The 20,693-nt window shown below is 45.9% G+C and carries 14 protein-coding genes and 1 pseudogene; all 15 read left to right on the forward strand.

The annotated features are described in order from the left end of the window. Window positions 1-19 precede the first annotated feature (19 nt). The 15 genes and pseudogenes from MKY66_RS16240 to phnE (MKY66_RS16310) all read left to right on the forward strand — a co-directional run bounded on the left by MKY66_RS16240 (window position 20) and on the right by phnE (MKY66_RS16310) (window position 20,678). Window positions 20-7,336 carry an SDR family NAD(P)-dependent oxidoreductase gene (locus MKY66_RS16240; RefSeq protein WP_076216840.1) on the forward strand — a complete coding sequence of 2,439 codons (7,317 nt, stop codon included), beginning with the start codon at window positions 20-22 and terminating at the stop codon, window positions 7,334-7,336. Window positions 7,337-7,362: 26 nt separating this feature from the next. Continuing rightward, window positions 7,363-7,878, forward strand: coding sequence for an isoprenylcysteine carboxylmethyltransferase family protein (locus tag MKY66_RS16245; protein WP_083657406.1), 516 nt, complete (start codon window positions 7,363-7,365; stop codon window positions 7,876-7,878). 103 nt (window positions 7,879-7,981) lie between these two features. Then, the gene (locus MKY66_RS16250) at window positions 7,982-9,181 is read left to right on the forward strand and encodes a cytochrome P450 (RefSeq protein ID WP_076216838.1); all 1,200 of its coding nucleotides are present in this window, start codon (window positions 7,982-7,984) and stop codon (window positions 9,179-9,181) included. Window positions 9,182-9,319: 138 nt separating this feature from the next. Beyond that, on the forward strand, window positions 9,320-9,859 hold the full coding sequence (loaP, locus tag MKY66_RS16255; protein WP_083657405.1) for an antiterminator LoaP: 540 nt from the start codon (window positions 9,320-9,322) through the stop codon (window positions 9,857-9,859). Window positions 9,860-10,103: 244 nt separating this feature from the next. Beyond that, the gene (locus MKY66_RS16260) at window positions 10,104-10,943 is read left to right on the forward strand and encodes a PRD domain-containing protein (RefSeq protein ID WP_076216836.1); all 840 of its coding nucleotides are present in this window, start codon (window positions 10,104-10,106) and stop codon (window positions 10,941-10,943) included. Between the two features lie 147 nt (window positions 10,944-11,090). Continuing rightward, a complete protein-coding gene (locus tag MKY66_RS16265; RefSeq protein WP_076216835.1) occupies window positions 11,091-12,956 on the forward strand; it encodes a beta-glucoside-specific PTS transporter subunit IIABC in 1,866 nt (621 codons plus the stop codon). A gap of 20 nt (window positions 12,957-12,976) precedes the next feature. Next, window positions 12,977-14,428 (forward strand): glycoside hydrolase family 1 protein, encoded by a 1,452-nt coding sequence (locus MKY66_RS16270; RefSeq protein ID WP_076216834.1) that lies wholly within the window; start codon window positions 12,977-12,979, stop codon window positions 14,426-14,428. A gap of 294 nt (window positions 14,429-14,722) precedes the next feature. After that, window positions 14,723-15,961 carry a DNA polymerase IV gene (locus MKY66_RS16275; protein ID WP_256704379.1) on the forward strand — a complete coding sequence of 413 codons (1,239 nt, stop codon included), beginning with the start codon at window positions 14,723-14,725 and terminating at the stop codon, window positions 15,959-15,961. Next, entirely contained in the window at window positions 15,958-16,305 is a 348-nt protein-coding gene (locus MKY66_RS16280; protein WP_076216833.1) for a YolD-like family protein, read from the forward strand. Before MKY66_RS16275 ends, MKY66_RS16280 begins: the two co-directional genes overlap by 4 nt. 1 nt (window position 16,306) lies before the next feature. Next, entirely contained in the window at window positions 16,307-16,675 is a 369-nt protein-coding gene (locus MKY66_RS16285) for a hypothetical protein (protein WP_076216832.1), read from the forward strand. Window positions 16,676-17,331: 656 nt separating this feature from the next. Beyond that, window positions 17,332-18,252: a phosphate/phosphite/phosphonate ABC transporter substrate-binding protein gene (locus MKY66_RS16290; RefSeq protein ID WP_256704378.1), complete on the forward strand. Its 921-nt coding sequence runs from the start codon at window positions 17,332-17,334 to the stop codon at window positions 18,250-18,252. A 30-nt stretch (window positions 18,253-18,282) separates the two neighbouring features. Then, window positions 18,283-18,749, forward strand: a pseudogene (locus MKY66_RS16295) (ATP-binding cassette domain-containing protein); the annotation flags it as partial. Between the two features lie 33 nt (window positions 18,750-18,782). Beyond that, window positions 18,783-19,049: a hypothetical protein gene (locus tag MKY66_RS16300; RefSeq protein ID WP_339807185.1), complete on the forward strand. Its 267-nt coding sequence runs from the start codon at window positions 18,783-18,785 to the stop codon at window positions 19,047-19,049. A gap of 1 nt (window position 19,050) precedes the next feature. Then, window positions 19,051-19,842, forward strand: coding sequence for a phosphonate ABC transporter, permease protein PhnE (gene phnE / locus MKY66_RS16305; RefSeq protein WP_076216831.1), 792 nt, complete (start codon window positions 19,051-19,053; stop codon window positions 19,840-19,842). Further along, entirely contained in the window at window positions 19,839-20,678 is an 840-nt protein-coding gene (gene phnE, locus MKY66_RS16310; protein ID WP_076216830.1) for a phosphonate ABC transporter, permease protein PhnE, read from the forward strand. Before phnE (MKY66_RS16305) ends, phnE (MKY66_RS16310) begins: the two co-directional genes overlap by 4 nt. Window positions 20,679-20,693 lie beyond the last annotated feature (15 nt).

Consider the following 20,693-nt stretch of genomic DNA (forward strand, 5'->3'; position numbering starts at 1 on the left):
GAAGGGAGTGACGCGGATCATGACATTGCCTGCAACCGAATCATTTTTACAGCGATTGCGCCACAGCGACTATTTCGTGAGAGATCATCGTGTTCACGGCGTCTGCACCCTTCCGGGTGTAGTACTGCTGGATATGGTGTATCGACTGAGCAACAGCCATCTGCGTACAACCTCCATTGAACTTCGGGATATCGTGTTTACACAGCCGATTGTCACTTCGACCGATTTTGATGTGGATATTAGGCTGACATTGTCCATGAAGGTAGATGAGGGTCAGGTCACGATTCATAGCCGCAAAGTACCAAAAGACGGTGAGCCGCCTTCATCTGATGTGCTGAATATGGAATGCAAGCTGTATTTGCTCGGAGGGAGGGAGCCTGTACAACCTCTACAGCATACACAACCGCTACCTTCCAAAGACACAGACGGGCTTCAGACATGGGATATGGATCAGATCTATCAGCTCGCCCGACAGGCGGATATACAACATTTTTCCTTTATGAAAAACAACGGAGAAGTCTACAGACAAGACCAAATGGAGTGGATGGATATCCAGCTGAGTAGCCTGGCCGAGCAGTATTTGGACAAGTTCCACGCTCATGTGGCCCTGTTGGATGGGGCGACCTTTGCCGGGTCGTCCTTCCGCCTGGGGCATGTCGACGGTCTGGATGCAGAAGTTCCGCCATACATTCCGTTCATGATTGAACGATTTGTTATATACGACCGTTTTCCAGCTGAGATTCGCACGTTTACCGAACAAACACCAAGTGATCTTTCCGGTGGGGATATCATCTCCCGCAGCATTGCTGTTACGGATCGGGAGGGCAGATTGCTTGCGGAGTTTGTGCATTTGAAGGCAAAAAGGGTTCGCCATGCCGCATCCATTACCGGACTGACAAACCCAATGACAACTGGACGCAGCAACAAACCAGCTTCTAAAGCGGCCATAGCTGAAAGTTCCGAATGGGCAAAGACAACTCAATTGTCTGCGGGCTCACAAGATCAGGTCCGAACCACGATTTCGGCTTATGTGAAAGCTGAAATCGCACGTATGCTGAACATTTTACCTGAGACAGTGGATGAGCATGCAGGCTTCTATGAGCAGGGACTAGATTCCATGCATCTGCTTGAGCTCGTGAAACGGCTGGAAAACCGGGTGAACATGGCGCTTTATCCAACGCTGCTGTTTGAGCACTCTTCCGTGCAGGCGTTGACCGAATACCTATACACACATTGTTCCGACGCCTGGAATGAGGCAGCCGCGGTGTCGGAACGTGTGAACTTGAATACGCTCCCGGCTCAAAGCAGTCATTCGACTGATGAACAACCTGCAACGCATTCGGAAATACCAGCAACAGCCAGAGAAATCGAGGGGAAAGGAGAACCTGTATGTTATGAGCCTAAATGGATTAAAACACTGGATATCCATGAGGCTGAATCTGCCCGACACATGATAGCAGATGGAAAAGAGCTGCAGTCCGATCTTACCCCGTACCGGATAGTTGTTCTCTATGGCAATTATCCGGATCTTGCTGCCAAGTTGGAGCTTCAATCTGACATATACGAGGTTCATCAATTGCCTGATCATTTGTCCATGGACGTTGATCTGTACCGCCAGAAGGTAACCGCGTTATACGGAATGATCCAGGCAAAAGCAATTCACCCGAATGAGGGCAGACGAATCGTTCTTCAAGTGCTGTCGGATTCCCGTGACACGGGAGGATACATTCACGGATTTGAAGGGCTGGTAAAGACAGCTGCGATGGAGCTTCCAGTCTTTGGGGCTCAATTAATCAGAATGGATCTGCATGAAAGCTCCATGGATGAGACGTTAATTCGTCAACTTCGACTCGAAGCCGAAAACATCTCGTCAGGGTCCGCTGTCTCCATATGGTACAAAGGAGACTCCCTTCAGCGGCATGTTCGCAAGCTGGTGGAGATACCTGTTCCGGGGGCCGCATTGGAAAAAAACTATAAGCCTGACGGAGTCTATGTTATTACCGGCGGCATGGGGGGGCTGGGGTATGCGCTGGCCGTGCATCTTTCCCGTCAATGCAGATGCAAGCTGGTTCTTGTCGGGCGTTCTCCGCTGAGTGAGAACATTCAGAGCAAACTGAATCCGCTGAGAATCAACGGTGCAGAAGCCATGTATATTCAGGCCGATACAACCGTTCAGGCCGAGATGAAGCAGGCTGTCCTGCAGATTCGGGATCAGTATGGCGAAATCACGGGGGTATTTCACTGTGCAGGAACTGCCAAAGACCAGTTGATGCTGCAAAAGCCTTTGTCCGACCTGGAGCAGGTGTTAAAGCCCAAAATGGATGGGCTCTGGAATCTGGAGCAGGCCTTAAATGATCTCAGACCAGAGTTCACGGTTGCGTTTTCCTCCCTGTCAGCCATTGTAGGCAACAAAGGGCAGGCTGATTACGCTGTGGCCAACAGCTGTATGGACAGACTTTTGTTGAATCATCAGGAGGGAGGTGGAACAAACGGGACAATTACACGCCAGTTTACAATTAACTGGCCGTTATGGGCAGATGGCGGCATGCAAGTGAATGATCACATTCGCAGCAGCATGTATTCTTCCTCCGGTTCAATGCCGCTGCCGCTGGCAGAGGGGATGGCGCTTATCGACCGGATTATTGCTCAGGATGTTTCGCAGGTCGTACTTCTCTATGGAAACAAATCCCGGATTCAGTCCGTCATGGGAGACGACATGGCTATTCATTTGCCGCCGCCATCTGATCCGGAAGATATTGCTGTCATCGGCATGGCGGGAAGGTATCCCTCGGCGAACAACATGGACGAATTGGCCCGGATTCTGAAAGAGGGACGAGATTGTATCACGCCCATGCCAGATGAACGCTGGGCGGGGCTGCATCTTCCGTATTCCGCTTCTGAATATTACCCGGCTGGCGGATTTCTGGACATGATCGATGACTTTGATCCGGCCTTCTTTCAAATTTCGCCGCTTCAGGCCGAGAGGATGGACCCGCAGGCACGCCTGTTTTTGCAGACGGCATGGGAAGCCTGTGAAGATGCAGGCTTTGCTATTGAACGTGACAAGCATCATGATGCTTCAGCAGCCAAGCGGAATGTCGGTGTATTTGCTGGCGTGTTCTGGAACCATTATGAACTGCTTGGCGCAGCCATGACGCAGCAAGGCACGCCTACGGCTATGGGCAGCAACGCTTCAGCCATCGCCAATCTGGTTTCTTACCACCTGAATTTTCATGGGCCATCCATCGCTGTAGACAGCATGTGTTCTTCCTCACTGACAGCGATACATTTGGCATGTGAGAGCATCCGGCATGGACAGAGCCAGTATGCCATAGCAGGAGGGGTGAATCTGGTCACCCATCCCCATAAGTATGTATTTCTGAAACAGGCTAAGTTTCTGTCATCGGACGGAAAATGTCGCAGCTTTGGCAAGGATGGGGACGGCTATGTACCAAGTGAAGGGGTAGGCGCTGTCCTGCTCACAACGGTGGCTGAAGCCCGCAAGCAAGGTTATCCGGTCTATGGCGTCATTAAGGGTTCAGCTCTGAATCATGCTGGCAAAACGTCCGGAACGACGGTACCAGATCCAGTGGCCCAATCGGAAGTCATCGCAGATGCACTCGCGGCAGCAGACATTGAGCCAGGAACCATCGGATATATCGAAGCCCACGGAACCGGAACGTCACTGGGTGATCCCATTGAAATTCAGGGGCTGGATCGTGCCTTTAGAAATAGCCGCAATCCGGGCCAAAACTGTGCTGTCGGTTCCCTGAAGTCCAACATTGGACATCTGGAAGCAGCGGCAGGTGTCGCCGGGCTAACCAAGCTTATCCTTCAAATCAAGCACAGGGAGCTGTTTCCTTCGCTGCATGCTGAGGAGCTGAACCCGCTTATTCCGTTTGAGAACACCTGCTTCCACGTGCAGCAGACAACCTCGCCCTGGGAGCGCCGTCATGGGAAACAGAATGGGCGCTATGCGGAGTGGCCTGTTCGTGCCGGGTTGAGTTCTTTTGGCGCAAGCGGAAGCAATGCACATCTGATCGTAGAGGAATATATTCCAACTGCTGTCTCATGGACAGATCATTCTGCCTTAGATGTGGGTTCCAGTGGAGCGGAAGCTTCAGGGAATAGGGAAGTGGTTCTTCCAATCTCGGCCAGAACACAGGAAAGATTGATCGAATACGCTCGCCAGGTTCGTCTTTATTTGGAGAACGGTGGTTTGTTTGAGCGCCTAATAGACATCGCCTACACGTTTCAGGTTGGAAGAACGGACATGAAATACAGGGTTGCTTGGACGGGCAGCAGCCACAGTGAACTGGTGGAACAGATCGATCGCTTCCTACACGGTCAATCCTCATTGCAACAAAATTCCAGTGAAAAATTTGATGATATGACTTTGCTGGAAGATCGTCCTTCGTCGCAGGAGAAGCTTCATCAATGGGCTGCCTTGTGGGAGCAGGGACATGGGGTAGACTGGACAGCTTTGTATGATGATCTTCAGACAAAACCTACTATTGTCCGTGTACCCACGTATCCTTTTGCCAGAAATCGTTACTGGATTCAGGCTGAAGATCAATCACTTGGAGAGACAACGAGGGAAAAGGGATCGCAATTGAACCGTGCGGAAACATCCCCTTCCAAAGTTGCAGACGCGGACATTGTTCAGCATATGAATGAAACATCCAATCCTGTTACGGGATCTGCAATGACGCCTTCGTTTCAGGAAAAGCAGGGGGAAGAACAGGTTCTATCCTTATTATCCCAAACGGTGTCTTCTCTGTTGAAAGTCAGCACCTACGATTTGGACAGTGATGCGGAATGGGCAGAATACGGTTTTGATTCCATTCTGTTCACAGAGCTCGCGGATCGGTTGAACCGCGACCATGGATTGGGTTTGACACCCGCCATCTTTTTTGAGCATGGCACTATTCGCCAGTTGGCGGTTCATTTGCTGCAAACTTCATTGCGGTCAACGGCTTCAGAAGAGAAGAAACACACATCTGCCCGTTCCCATACAGGGACGGACAGCCAGCTTAATTCGGGTTCAGACCAGCTGTCTTCCCCCGAGCCCATAGCCATTGTGGGTATTAGCGCCAAGTTTCCGATGGCCGATAACGCGGAGCAATTTTGGCATAATCTGCTTGATGGCAAAGACTGCATTTCGGAGATTCCGGAGGAACGTTGGCGCTGGCAGGATTATATGGGTGATCCACTTAGAGAGAACGGCAAAACCAACGTAAAACATGCGGGATTTATGAGCGGAATCAGTGAGTTCGATCCACTGTTTTTTGGCATTTCTCCCAAGGAAGCCATTCACATGGACCCGCAACAGCGCTTGCTGATGATGCATGTGTGGAAAGTGATTGAAGATGCAGGTTATGCACCGTCAGACCTGTCAGGGTCGGCCATGGGACTGTTCATTGGCACAGGCAGCAGCGGATATAATGTCATGCTGGCCCAGTCGAATGAAGCGGTCGAGGCATACTCCGTCACAGCCACCGTTCCTTCGGTCGGCCCTAATCGGATGAGCTACACACTGAACATACATGGTCCTAGCCAGCCTGTCGAAACGTCCTGCTCCAGCTCCCTGGTCGCCATTCATCGGGCCGTTCAAGCCATTCGAAATGGGGATTGCGAGACGGCTGTAGCCGGGGGGGTAAATACGATCCTGTCCGTAGATGCTCATATCAGTCTGACCAAAGCGGGCATGCTTAGCGCGGACGGGCGTTGCAAAACCTTTTCAAGCGAGGCAAACGGTTACGGCCGTGGCGAAGGGGTAGGAATGATTTTTCTGAAGAAATTGAGTGATGCTCAGCGCGACCATGACCACATTTACGGCTTGATCCGCGGTAGCGGGGAAAATCACGGCGGAAAGGCAGGCTCACTTACTGCTCCCAACCCTAAGGCACAAACAGCCCTGCTGAAATCCGTGTATGCCCGGGCAGGAATTGATCCTTCCACTATAAATTATATTGAAGCACATGGCACAGGCACACCGCTTGGTGATCCAATTGAGATCAATGCGCTCAAGACAGTATTTCAGGATACGAGGGCAGACTTATCAACCGCAGGGCAGACTTCCACTCCAGGACAGTCAATCGAATACTGCGGCGTCGGCTCTGTCAAAACAAATATCGGTCACCTGGAGCTGGCTTCCGGCATTGCCGGAGTAATTAAGGTGTTATTGCAGATGAAACACCGCAAGCTTGTTCCCAGCCTGCATGCGGAGCAGCTTAGTCCGTATGTCCAGCTTGAGAACAGCCCGTTCTATGTTGTCAGACAGACGCAGGAATGGGAGAGACTCAAAGACGGCAATGGTAGCGAAATTCCTCGTAGGGCAGGAGTAAGCTCCTTTGGTTTTGGGGGTTCGAATGCCCACGTTATTCTGGAGGAATATATACCACCACGACAGCATGATGAGGTGACCGGTTCTGAATCCGAGCTGGCTCCTGTTGCGATCGTGCTGTCGGCCAAGAGCAAGGAGCGGCTCAAGGAACAAATGATCCAGTTGTCGGCTGCCCTGCTTCGCAATGAGGAGGAGGATACTTCTCAACAGCTTCGCCGCATTGCCTGTACACTTCAGACAGGAAGACAAGCGATGGAATACCGTGCAGGCTTCATAGCCGCATCGATTACAGAGCTAAAATCCTTGCTGGACGGCTATGTTCAGGAAGCGCACCTGTGGACCGATTCGGATGAATCCGTACATGCGCAGCGTTCATCGGAATCTGTGAACGGTCACAAGCTTCATATTGGCTCCATTGCACCTCACAAACGGACGGCAGCACTATTCAGAGAGGATGAAGAACTCGGCGAAGCGCTGCAAAAATGGATTAAACGTTGCAAATACCATAAATTGCTTGAACTGTGGGTGCAAGGCGTAGAGATCCAGTGGGAGCTGTTATATACAGAGGATCGTCCTGAGCGGATATCCCTTCCAACCTATCCGTTTACACCCGAGAAATACTGGGTTGGAATGAAGAATACTGGGACGGAAGATTCATTCGAAGCAAGTAACGAAGAGATGGAAACCGCACCCGTTGCCATAGCTGAAGTTATCGGATCAACAGCCCCGAATCCTTCGGTTGAAAGTGATGTCAGAAGCATCATGGCAGCTCTGCTGGGGATCCCACCAGACGACATGGACGAGCATCGTTCGCTGGAGGATTACGGAATGGACTCTGTACTGGCGCTTCAGCTTCTTCATCATCTCCAATTTCAGATTTCCTCTGAAATTGGTATGGAGGATCTGAATAAATGCCATACCCTGCAGGATGTCATCAGCGTGATAAAGTCTCGGCGAGGAAATGCATGTAATCCATACTTGCCAATATAAAAAGCGAGAAGAAGGAGCGGATCACCATGTGGATTGGATTTTTGTTAATTATCATCTCACTCATTCGTATACCATCGGTTGTTATTGCCATGCGTAACGAGAAAAAGATCGTTGCAGGAGGCGGCACAGAATATGGCAACCTGAACAGCAAAGTGTTATTTGTGCTGCAAAACCTGATTTATCTGAGCTGCATTGTATACGCCTTTATTTACGATGTGCAGTTTAATGCATTAACCGTGATTGGTCTTGTCGTATATGTGTTTGCCCTTTGCTGTCTCATCTATGTTATTCGCAAACTCAGCCCTTTTTGGACATACAAGCTATACATTGCCAGAGACCACAAACTGGTGCAAAGCTCACTGTTTCGGCTGGTGCGCCATCCCAATTATTACCTGAACATCATTCCCGAGCTTATCGGTTTTGCACTGATTTCTCAAGCCTGGCCTGTATTTGTGCCTTTGTTTATCCTTCATCTCATTACACTGTTCAACCGGATTAATCTGGAGGAAAAAGTGATGAAACAAACGTTCACTCAGTACTAGGAACTGGTTGTAACCTTAGGTAGCTACTGGCTCTTTCCAATGGCTTTTGGACCAAACGGGCTGCATCCCTTCTGCACATATGAGATAAAGGAGAGCGATTGGCATGAATATCAAGGAAAGAAGCAGTTTTCCCGATTTGAACTTGGTCACAGGTTTTAAGACCAACGTGGAGAAATATGAGCCATTTGCCTGGTACAAAAAAATGCGCCAGGAAGATCCGGTTCATTATAACGAAGCCGAGGATGTCTGGAGTGTATTCAAATACGAGGATGTCAAACGGGTTGCTGAGGATAAGGAATACTTCTCCAATATGGTGCTCGCTCCACCGATTATTCAGGATACGATCATTTTTCAGGATCAACCCAAGCATACCATCAGCCGCGCGCTGTTAGCCAAAGCATTCACCCCAAAAGCGATGTCCTCCTGGGCGTCCAGAATTGATATGATTGTCCAGGAGCTGATGGAATCGATTGAAGGACGCATCGAAATAGATATGGTGCAGGATTTTGCCTCCCCGCTGCCAATGATTGTTATTTCCGAGTTACTTGGCGTTCCTACAAGCGACCGTGAGCAGTTCCGGGACTGGGCAAACACACTGACGCTGGCTCCCCAGGAGAATACGCCCGAAGAATATATACGCATTTATCAGCTGCAGGCTCAGGCGAGTGAACAGCTTGTGGCCTATTTTCAGGACATCATTGAACTGAAACGCCTTAATCCAGCAGATGATATCATTTCTGACTTGACACAGGCAGAGGAAGATGGAGAAAAGCTGTCTTCCGAGTCGCTGATTGCAAGCTGTGTCATGCTGCTTATCGCAGGAAATGAAACCACCACCAGTCTCATCACCAACTCCATTTACACATTCAATGATCATAAACTGATTAAGGAACTGGCGCAGCATCCGCAAATGATCCCATCGGCTGTCGAGGAGATGTTACGTTACCGTTCTCCGTTGCAGCGCGCGATTCGCAAAGTGCTCAAACGCACAGAGATTGGCGGCAAAGTACTGGAGCCCGGCGACTATGTTGTCAATTGGATCGGTTCGGCGAACCGGGATGAGGACATATTTGAAGAGGGCGATAAGTTCATTCTTGGTAGAAAGAATAACCCCCATTTGGCTTTGGGTAAAGGCATCCATTTTTGCATGGGCTCCCATCTGGCCAGAATGGAAGCCAAAGCGGCGCTGACAGCGATGTTGACTACCTATCCCGGCCTTCAAGTGCATCCCGAATATGAGGTCGACGTCAATCCCAGCAATGTATACGGGCTGAAAAGTTTATCCCTTCTGCTTCAAGGCTGATCGATCTGTTAGTTAGGTGAAAAGACGTAAAAAGTGCCTAGGGTGAACCGTGACTCTAGGCTCTTTTTATTTACTTAAATGTAATTTATTATAATAATACATAATGAATGGGTTTAAAATTGTCCATAAAAAAAGATCATGGGAGGATCTATGAACTGGTACAGCTTTTTTGTACAGAGTGGGAAAGAAGAAGAAATCAAACTTTTTATGGATCGATTTTATGCGCTACAGCACTTGAGTTGTCTAGTACCCAAACGAATGATTCCGGAACGAAAGCAGGGAAAGACTCGTCATTGCACCAAAGTATTGTTTCCAGGCTATATTTTTATCCGAACCGGACAGATTCACGATTTATATTACAACATCAAAAAAACACCATATATTTTGTATATGGTCAATGGCGGCATTCACAAGCATGATCAGGCTGCCAATTTTTTCACTCCGATTCCCAAGGAACAGATGGACTGGCTCATCCAGCTATGCGGTGTCAACGGAACCATGGGATACTCGGACATCATTATCGGCGGGAACCAAATCAAAGTAACGTCCGGACCACTCCTAGGCAAAGAAGCGATGATACGGAAAATTGATAAACGCAAGTCTAGGGCCAAAATTGAGGTACAGTTGCTGAACGAGGTCAAATTGATCGATGTTGGCATCAATGTCTTACTTGCTTGAGTTAGGTGATATAACATCGTTTTGAGTTATAGAAAGTACTCTAAATGACTATATTGACAAATTTAACGCCTTCCACTAAGATAATCGTACAAGTAAATAATGAATATAATCAGGATTGTTACTGATCAGCAGGCAAGACCGATTAATATGCAAACATGTAGAGTATAATTACCATGTGTGCACTATTAATGGTCTTTTTTATTTGCTAAATTCTGTTAACGTTTCATTTTAAAAGGAGATTCGTATGAAAATCACGCGAATTATTAATAATAATGTCGTCTGCGCTGTAAATGAAAGACGTCAGGAAATGATGCTTCTAGGAAGTGGCATTGGTTTTCAGAAGAAAAAAGGAGACGATGTGGACACAGAGAAGATTGAGAAAGAATTTTTCCTGAAGTCCAAAAATGTAACTGGCAAATTATATGCCCTGCTCGCGCAGATTCCGATGGAGTACATCCGTGTGTCCGATAGTATTATTCAATATGCCAAGCAGTCCTTGGATAAAGAGCTGAATGAAAATATATATTTGACGCTAACAGACCATATTAACTTCGCCGTATCTCGCTATAAACAGGGAATGAACTTCAACAATGCGTTATTGTCTGAAATTAAAGCATTCTACGCCAATGAGTATCGAGTGGCTTTGAAGGCTTTGGATATGATTAATCAAGAATTCAACATTACGTTGCCTGAAGATGAGGCCGGCTTTATTGCGCTTCATATCGTCAATGCAGAACTCGGATCTGAAATGGAAGATACCATGAAGATCACGCAATTGATTCAAAAGGTCTTAAATATTATTCGTTATCAGTTCAAAATTCACTTTAACGAAAGTTCCCTTCACTACTCCAGACTGATCACGCATCTAAAGTTTTTTGCCTATCGTCTGTTTAACAATACGGTGATGAAAAGTAATGATAACGATTTCCTCCATATTATTAAAGAAAAATATAAGCTAGAGTACCAATGTAGTCTAAGAATTGCGCAGTTGATTCGGGTAGACTATGGGAAAGAATTAACCGAAGACGAATTGGTATATTTAACTGTTCATATCAAAAGGGTGACTGATGAAGAAAGGGATTGACCCATCATCGCTCCATAATGACTATACTAGGATTGTTACTGGTGATGCAGGCAAGACCTAGAGTTCCATCGTGTATAGAGCATATCTATATTCGATAGAACTCTAGGTCTTTTTTTGTGAAAAAATACATTGAAGGGGGAACAAAAAATGAAACATGAACAAACGGCTACCGACATTCTAAAACTTGTTGGTGGTGAAAAAAACATTGAAAGTGTTACACACTGTGCTACCAGGCTGCGCTTTAATTTGAAAGACGAGTCGATTGCAAACAACGAAGCACTGAAAAACGTACAAGGAGTTGTGGGTGTTGCCAGTAGTGGAGGACAGTATCAGGTCATTATCGGTAATGAGGTCAACAACGTCTATAAAGCCCTTGCGCAACTAGGGAACTTTACAAGCAAGAACGATGCTCCAGCTGTGAAAAAAGGAAAAGTCTCTACTGTTCTGGACACGATTGCCGGAATATTTACACCCATCCTACCGGCGATGATCGGTTGCGCCATGATTAAGGCAGTTCTTCTCATTTTGAAAACCTTTGATCTCGTTGACCTTGACGGTCAATTTAATACGATTATGACTTTCGTCGGGGATGCGGCTTATTACTTCTTGCCAATGCTACTCGCCTGGAGTGCTGCTGTTAAACTTAAAGCTAATGTGGGTTTTGCGTTAACCATTGCGGGTATCTTGTTACATCCTAGCTTTTCGGCGTTGATGTCTGCAGGTGAGCCTGTTACGTTCTTCGGTCTACCTGTTACACAAGCAACGTATTCTTCTTCCGTTATTCCAATTATTTTAGCAGTATGGATCCTGTCATATGTGGAACGATTTGCTGAAAAGTATTCTCCTTCCGTGATCAAATCCATTTTGAAACCTTTAGTTGTAATCCTTGTTATGGCGCCTCTAACATTAATTATTCTAGGACCATTGGGTGCAATTGCCGGTAACTATCTTGCTTCTGCTGTATCCTATGTCAATACACACGCAGGATGGTTAGTGTCTGGTATTATTGGCGGTGCGTTCCCTTTCCTGATTCTGACGGGAATGCACTATAGTTTGGGACCCGTTGTCCTCACTGCTTATGCACAGACAAAAACCGATGGCATTGTTGGCCCAGGTATGCTCGTACACAATATTGCTCAAGGTGCAGCTGCGCTCGCGGTCGCATTAAGAACCAAAAATAAGGCATTTAAACAAGTTGCATACTCTACAAGTGTAACTGCGCTATTAGGTATTAGCGAACCTGCATTGTTTGGTGTAAATCTACGGTTGAAAAAACCGCTGATCGCTGTTGTCATTGGTGGTATTGTAGGCGGAATATACGTTGGCTTGTTCGGAGTAGCTCGATCTGCTCTAGGCATTGCCGGCTTGGCTACGTTGCCAGCATTTATCACAGATAATCCATGGAACCTAATCCATGCAGCCATTGGTCTGGTCATTGGCTTTGTTGTTACCTTTTTGATGACGCTTATTTTAGGATTTGAAGATGTGCCTGAGGATGGAGAGGATCAACGAGCAACAGCCAATTCCTCTTCATCAAACCGCGTGCCTGTTGTTAGTGTTTCTGAGCATGTGCTCAAAGCACCAATGACTGGTCGAGTTCTAGAGTTATCAACAATAAAGGACGAAGCCTTTGCAACTGGAGCTATGGGAAAAGGGATCGCCATTGAACCTACAGTTGGAAAGCTTGTTTCACCAGCCGATGGTGTAATATCCGCGGTATTCCCTACCTTCCACGCAATCGGTATTAGCTCGAATAATGGCGCTGAGCTCCTCGTTCATATCGGCATGAACACGGTGAAGCTGAAAGGTGAACATTTCAAGGTGCATGTACAAGAAGGCGATGAAGTAAAAGCTGGGGATTTACTTATCGAATTCGATACAGATGCAATAGCCGCCAAAGGTTATGATCTGACTACACCTATTATTGTTACGAATTCAGATGACTTTACAGATGTAATTGGTATAGACAAACCATCGATTATGATCGGTGAAAAACTAATGAAGATCATATAAGAATACAAGGAGGAATTCCAATGAAGAACACAACCGTATTCCCGGACTCTTTTATGTGGGGCGGCGCAACAGCGGCGAATCAATACGAAGGTGCCTGGAACATTGATGGTAAAAAGGCAAGTACAGCAGATATGATGACGGGTGGAACGCATACTATTCCAAGACGGATCACCAAACACATTGAGGAGGGCGTAAACTATCCTTCCCATGAGGCAGTAGACTTTTACCATCATTACAAAGAAGATATCCGTCTATTTGCAGAGATGGGCTTTCGATGCTTCAGAATGTCCATTGCTTGGTCCAGAATATTCCCCAACGGGGACGATGTAACGCCAAATGAAGCAGGACTTCAATTTTACGACAAGGTATTCAGTGAATTGAAAAAGTATAATATTGAACCCATCGTTACGATCTCACATTACGAAGCTCCGTTTGCGCTAACAGAGAAATTCAATGCCTGGGCTTCCAGAGAGATGATCGACTGCTACGTACGGTATTGTGAGACCATTTTCACCCGTTACAAGGATCTCGTGAAGTACTGGATTACATTTAATGAGATCAATAGTTTAATTGTTCCAGCAGGTGCATATATAGCAGGGGCATTATTAGTTGATGATAGTGGGGTATTTAACAATACGGTTGTGGATAGTACGCAATTAAGATTCCAGGCTTTACATCATCAATTTATAGCAAGTGCAAAAGCGGTCAAGCTTGCTCACGAGATTAGTCCGGCGTTCCAAATCGGTTGTATGATTAATTATAGTCATGGTTACGGAAGTACATGTAAACCGGAAGATATGTTGAAGGCTCTGAGAATGGATCAGATTAACAATATGCTGAGCAGTGACGTGCAAGTTAGAGGGGAATACCCTGACTTTGCCAAGAGATATTTTAATGAGAACAATATTCAGATTGAGATGGCAGAAGAAGACGTAGAAGTGCTAAAACAAGGCTGTGTTGATTTCTATAGCTTCAGCTACTACAAGTCTCATGTAGTGGGTACCCGCCCAGAGGGTGATGAGACCCAGGGGAATGTCTTTGGTGGATTCAAAAATCCTTATTTGAAGGCAAATGATTGGGGTTGGCAAATCGATCCAGTTGGACTTCGTTACGTACTCAATCATGTGTACGATCGGTATAGAATCCCTGTAATGATCGTTGAAAATGGTCTGGGAGCGGTTGATGTCATCGAAGAGGATGGCTCTATCCATGATACGTATAGGATCAATTTCCTGCGAGACCACATTGAACAAATGAGAGAAGCTATCCTCGATGGCGTTAATCTTATCGGCTACACGGCTTGGGGTTGCATCGATATCGTTAGTGCCTCAACTGGCGAAATGGAGAAACGCTACGGATTCATTTATGTAGATAAGGATAACGAGGGTAGAGGTACCCTGAAAAGAAGTAAAAAGGACAGTTTCCACTGGTATAAAAAGGTGATTGAATCCAACGGGGAAAGATTGAATTAGGAAATATAATTTGCAATCGAACGAAAGATGATCCAATCTTTAAATTCTATCAAATAGACCAAGTACTTATCACTTTGTGAGACAAGTACTTGGTTTTTTGTGCATCAATAATAAAACTAAGAATTAATTTTGATGATGCTAAAGTGGCTGACAATATCCAGTCTACAGTTCATTATGGTGTCCAAGGGTTTTCAAAAGCTAAATATAAATATTTACCTCTTGCATAAAGAACGTGTGTTCGGTCTATAATATATACAAACATACGTTCTTAAAAGTACAGGAGTGATTACAGTGTTGACTAAGCAACGAACCATTATGCTCATTGATATGCAGAGCTTTTATGCTTCAGTCGAAAAGGTAAAAATGCCTCAATACAAAATTAGACCTTTAGCTGTCGCGGGAGACCCCGAAAGACGTTCTGGAATTATCCTTGCCGCTTGTCCACTAGCCAAAGCGAAGGGTGTATCTACCGCGGAACCACTCTGGCAGTCTCTTCAGAAGTGCCCTGAACTGATCATTGTGAGACCACACATGCAAGAATACATCGAAGTATCCACTCAAATCATGTCCATTATTGAGGAGTTCACCGATCTGGTCGAACCGTACAGTATAGACGAATTATTCGCTGATTTTACAGGGTCTATGCATCTATTTGGTAATGATCCAGTCGATTTGGCCAAGCAAATTCAAGACAAAATCTATAATGAAACAGGCGTTTACGCAAGAGCTGGCATTGGTGAAAACAAAATCATCAGTAAATTATGCTGCGATATGATCGCTAAAAAAGCAGAGGGGGGTATTTTCCACTTAAAGAAAGAGGAGTTACACCTCCATATTGGAGATAAGCCCATCCGCGATATGTGGGGAATAGGCTCAAGAATGGAAAAACATCTGTGGAAGATGGGCATCCGAACCATTAGAGACCTGGCGAATACGCCTCTTTCCAAATTAAGAAGTAAGTGGGGGGTTAATGGAGAAGTCATCTGGCGAGTCGCAAATGGACTCGATAATTCGCCGGTAACCGTCAATACGCACAGTACACAAAAAGATATCGGAAACGGAATGACCCTGCCTAGAGATTTCACAGAGGCTTGGGAGATCGAAGTGGTTATTCTCGATATCTGCACAGAAGTATGCAGAAGAGCCCGCCAAAAGGGATTGATGAGTAGTGTCGTATCCGTAAGTGTATCTGGAGCGGATTTTGACCACCCCACTGGTTTTCACAGGCAGGTTAAACTGTCTGATCCTACAAACATAACCGTTGATGTATGCAAGATAGCCAAACGCATATTCCATCAACACTGGGATGGGCAACCTGTGCGCCGTGTAGGCGTATCCCTGTCTCAATTATCCAACGCGGATACATATCAATTATCTTTTTTTGATGATCAAGAGCAGAAACGGGCCATTGATCAGGTGATGGACGATATTAAAGATCGATTTGGCGACATTGCCATTCTACGAGCGAGCTCCATTACGGCTGCGGGTCAAGCGATCGATCGAGCATCTAAAATCGGGGGGCATTATAAATGAGCAAAAAACTGGAGGCCAATGGATTATGGGAATCGAGCCGAATGATGCTTCCACAACATAAAGAACGAATTATACAGCATCGTACTCAAATTCATTATCTAACGAAACCGCTGATCCATGAAGATGAGTGGGAGATTATTACTCAAAATATAGATATGTCGCTCAATTATACGTTGCAAGCCACCTTTGAAGTTTTTCATGAGTGGGGCAATCGGTATATACATGGGATCGTCACTTCAGTCAGTACCTTTGGAAAGAAAATCAAAATTGAAATGGAGAATGGATTTGAATGGGTCGATTTTGATCAATTGGTCGCTGTGAAACTTGAGGAAGGAGGCGTGTAAAGTGCGTCAGACTTTCGAGGAACTTTCGCTCGTGAAGAGGGTGGTGGAGCTCCCTTATCTTTTAGGTGCTCTGGAGGTAGATAAGCATAAAATATACGCTTCAAACTTCAAAATGAAATCTGTGTATGTTGACTATCTAGACGGTACCCAAAAGAAAATTGCTTTAGAGATGTACAAATCAAAACAAAGGCTAGAGGAACATCATATTAAAATCATAGATGAAGTGAGATCCGAGCTGAGTTTAACGGTAGATTATTCGGTGAGAGGTTACATTCATAAAATGACATTATTATGGAGCAAAGTGAAAGTAGATGTAACCTTAATGCTTACTGAACATATGAACGTTGATATTACAGAATTGCTCAAATGAACATGAAAGTTCAAGCAGAATAAGGTATATAACCACATCGGGTGGATATAATGCATTTAAAACCATTGTTTTCTTCTCCCAAATGGGTAAACCGACCTTTGAAGTTGAAGGGTCGGTATTTTTTGTCTCTATGTTATAACTATACTTAGAAGAAAAGAATAGAAACAGTGGATCTCATTTTAAAACAAAATTAGCTATGCAACCTCTACATATATGAATAAATCCGCGAAAATATCTGTTGAGTTTCTGAAAAGTCTGTAGATGAAAATAAAGAATAAAAAAAATAAAAATCTGTCAGTGAAGAGCAAATTATATTTTTTGAATGTTACTTAGAAAGCGATGTAACATTCAATTATAGTGGCAGAATGTTATCCTTTGGGTAGATTGTGTCACTCTTCATATCTGTCGAGGGACAAGAAGATATTCCCATTGAAAGTCGCTATATTAGCGGCTTTTTTTGTTTATCGGTAAAAGTTTCGTGTCCCGAGCCAAGAAGAAGAACTTGTACTGATTGCCTAAATTGACAAAACATAGTCCGGTAAATGTTTTACAAATTCGGTGATTCACCAAATCATTCTTCTTACATTCAACTTGTATCCTACTTGTGTACCAGATAATCCGGTATGGAAGCAACCAAATTTCAGGGGGTATACATTGTGAAAAATAGTAAACGTAAAGGTTATCAAAGCTTGATCCTGTCGCTTGTTTTTATGCTTGTCATCCTGTCTGGATGCGGCGCATCAGCAAGTTCAAGCTCCAGTGAAGGCGGAATGCCAGAAGTAATCCGAATCGGTATTATGCCAAGCGAAGAGGGCGAGATGAACCGTTCTCAGGAACAGCTTGCAACAGACATTACTGAAGTAACCGGCATTCCTGCGGAAATTTTTGTAGCTGAAGATTATAACATGGTTATCGAAGCCCTGCGTGCAGGCAAAATTGAAGTTGGACTGATCGGGCCATTTGGTTACATCATCGCTACGGAAAGAGCCAATGCCAAACTGCTTGTCCGTTCCGAAAGTGATCAACAATCGAATACAGTCATCCTTGTTCGTAAGGACTCTCCATATCAAAGTGTACAGGACCTAAAAGGAAAAGATTTTTTGTTTGCCGATCCGGCATCAACATCTGGCAATCTGTACCCACGTGCCACATTAATGAAAGAGCTAGGTCTTTCCAATAAGGAACTGGATTCCTTTTTCGGTAGTGTAGCGTTCTCCGGTGGACATGACAAATCACTGCTTGCACTGGCAAACGGTAATGCAGATGGGATTGGGACGTCAAGTCTCATGGTGCCGATGATGGCAGAATCAGGACTTATTAAAGAGGAAGATTTCCGCGTAATTGCCGAATCCGATCCGATCGTCGGTGGGGCTCCACTGCTTTATCGTCAAGACTTGCCAGAGGAATTGGTTACACAGCTGCGTGATCTTATGCTGGATTACGATACGAAAAATCCTAAATTCCTGGAAAGTGTCGGCGCAGCCCGTTTTGTAGAAGGCAGTGACAGTGACTTTGATCCAATCCACGAAGTCGCCAAAGCACTGGATATGTCCCCTGAAGAACTGCTGAAGAAGTAGAATTCAAACTTGAGAGGAGGAGAAATTAAAATGACACTTTTACAGGTGGAAGGGTTGTCCAAGGTATATTCCGACGGAACAAAAGCTCTTGATAACTTGAACTTAACAATTAATGCTGGAGAGTTCGTTGTCGTCATTGGACCGAGCGGAGCGGGGAAGAGCACCTTGCTGCGCAGCCTGAACCGAATGATCGAGCCGACAAACGGAAAGATTCAGTTTAAAGGCAGTGAAACTATGGGCATCAAGGGTAAAAAGCTCCGTGAACTCCGCCGCCATATGGGCATGATCTTTCAGGGTTATAACCTGGTCACCCGCGTGTCCGTTCTTAATAACGTTCTGCATGGACGATTAGGCTACATGAATCCGCTGAAAGGGGCACTAGGTCTTTACTCAAAAGCAGATACAGAAGCCGCCAAGTTTATGCTTCACCGTGTTGGTTTACATGAACAGATGTATAAGAGGGCAGTGAACTCAGTGGAGGTCAGCAGCAGAGAGTGGGTATTGCACGTGCACTTTCTCAAAAGCCGGATTTGATATTGGCAGATGAACCCATAGCCAGTCTCGACCCTGCTTCCTCAGAGACGATTATGCATTACTTGTATACGATCTGCAAAGAGGAAGGCATTGCCTGCCTGTGCAATCTGCATCAGGTAGATATCGCGAAGAAATACGCAACCCGTATCATCGGTATCCATAAAGGGTCCAAGGTGTTTGACGGGACACCTGATGAACTGACGGAAGATATGATCCGGCTCATATACAACCAGACCAATCCCAAAGTGAAGGAGACAGCCTGACATGAATGCGGCTCAGTTACAATCTGCCCGAAAAATGAAACGCACACAGACGATATTGTTTTTTATCGTGCTGCTGGCTCTCATCATCTGGTCTTCCATCGGCGCAGAGTTTTCATTTGGAGCTTTGTTCGCAGGGGTAGGGGAGAGCTTCCGATTTATCTTTTTTGATTTTCTTCCACCTGATTTATCTTCACTTTCCCAGCTCATTGAACCTGCCATGCAGACCCTTTATATGAGTGTGGTGGCGATGGTCATCGGGTCGGTTGTAGCAGGAATGTTATCCTTTTTAGCCGCGGCCACGACAAGCCCTCACCCTTACCTTCAGGTATTTGTTCGTGCAGCTACATCCCTGTTTCGTAACATTCCGGTAATTATCTGGACGATTCTGCTTGTTGCTGCGTTTGGACTGGGGGCTGTAGTCGGTACAATGTCGCTGATCCTGATCTCCATTGGTATGTTGACTCGTTCCTTTGCCGAGGTGCTTGAAGAAATTGACATGGGACAAGTAGAAGCGGTTCGAGCTGCTGGCGGGAGTTATTTACAAGTGTTGTCCCAAGCCGTGTTTCCACAATTCTTACCCGGGTTTATCGGTTGGAGCTTGTACAACTTCGAAATCAACGTACGCGCTTCTACAATTGTAGGTATGGTTGGAGGCGGTGGTCTCGGATTTATTTTGCAATCCAAATTGAAGTTGTTTCAGTATCAGGAAGCCAGCATGGCCGTGCTGCTTGTGCTCGTTATCGTTCTTGTTGTGGAAATGATCACCAATCGCGTAAGGGAGCGAATCATATGAGTATGCGAATGAACGAAGCGAAGCCATCTTTTACGCTGTATACTTCCATACCAGAGCCACCCAAGCCGAAAAGAAACAAGCTGTTCGTGATCGGTTTGCCGCTTATTGCTGTGCTTTTTGTGTTCAGTCTCGTTCAGCTGCAGTTCGACTATTCTAAGATGGCCCAAGGCTTTACGAAACTCGGCGGTTACATGGGAACCATGTTTCCACCTGATTTCTCGGCCTGGCGCCATGTCCTGCTCGCTGCTGTAGAATCATTGCAAGTTGCCATTCTTGGATCGGTGCTGGGGATCGTCGTAGCGTTCTTTCTCTCCTTTTTGGCTGCAAGCAATTTGACACCTCATCCGTTCGTTGCCTGGATCATTCGAAGCGCGGCTTCCTTGCTTCGTGCGATTCCTACGATCGTGTGGGCCCTGATTTTTATCGTATCCGTTGGTCTAGGACCGCTTCCCGGCGTGCTTGCGATTGCCGTCTCTGCGGCAGGCATGCTTGTCAAAGTATTTGCCCAGTCACTGGAGGAAATCGACAAGGGCGTACTCGAAGCGATGCAGTCTACGGGTGCCAGCTGGCTGCAGATTGTCATGCAAGGTATTATGCCTACCGTGAAGACAGCCTTTATTGCCTGGTGCGTACTGCAACTGGAAGGCGGTATTGCCGAATCCACTATTCTCGGTGCGGTTGGCGCGGGAGGTATTGGATATGAGATGACTCATGCCATGAAATCCTATAACTTTGCGGCTGCTTTGTTTGTCGGATTGGTCGTTTTCGTCATGGTATTCAGCGTGGAATTTGTGGCAAACCGATACAAAATGAAGCTAAAAATACGTCAAAACTAATTCATTCATGTGCAT

Source organism: Paenibacillus sp. FSL R5-0766 (genome assembly GCF_037971845.1).
Lineage (GTDB): Bacteria > Bacillota > Bacilli > Paenibacillales > Paenibacillaceae > Paenibacillus.

What these genes read in the sequence shown, in the direction of transcription:
- loaP (WP_083657405.1), top strand. Translation starts at nt 9,320, where the DNA reads ATGGGAGGATCTATGAACTGGTACAGCTTTTTTGTACAGAGTGGGAAA.
- phnE (WP_076216831.1), top strand. Translation starts at nt 19,051, where the DNA reads ATGAATGCGGCTCAGTTACAATCTGCCCGAAAAATGAAACGCACACAG.
- MKY66_RS16245 (WP_083657406.1), top strand. Translation starts at nt 7,363, where the DNA reads ATGTGGATTGGATTTTTGTTAATTATCATCTCACTCATTCGTATACCA.
- MKY66_RS16270 (WP_076216834.1), top strand. Translation starts at nt 12,977, where the DNA reads ATGAAGAACACAACCGTATTCCCGGACTCTTTTATGTGGGGCGGCGCA.
- phnE (WP_076216830.1), top strand. Translation starts at nt 19,839, where the DNA reads ATGAGTATGCGAATGAACGAAGCGAAGCCATCTTTTACGCTGTATACT.
- MKY66_RS16265 (WP_076216835.1), top strand. Translation starts at nt 11,091, where the DNA reads ATGAAACATGAACAAACGGCTACCGACATTCTAAAACTTGTTGGTGGT.
- MKY66_RS16250 (WP_076216838.1), top strand. Translation starts at nt 7,982, where the DNA reads ATGAATATCAAGGAAAGAAGCAGTTTTCCCGATTTGAACTTGGTCACA.
- MKY66_RS16240 (WP_076216840.1), top strand. Translation starts at nt 20, where the DNA reads ATGACATTGCCTGCAACCGAATCATTTTTACAGCGATTGCGCCACAGC.
- MKY66_RS16260 (WP_076216836.1), top strand. Translation starts at nt 10,104, where the DNA reads ATGAAAATCACGCGAATTATTAATAATAATGTCGTCTGCGCTGTAAAT.
- MKY66_RS16280 (WP_076216833.1), top strand. Translation starts at nt 15,958, where the DNA reads ATGAGCAAAAAACTGGAGGCCAATGGATTATGGGAATCGAGCCGAATG.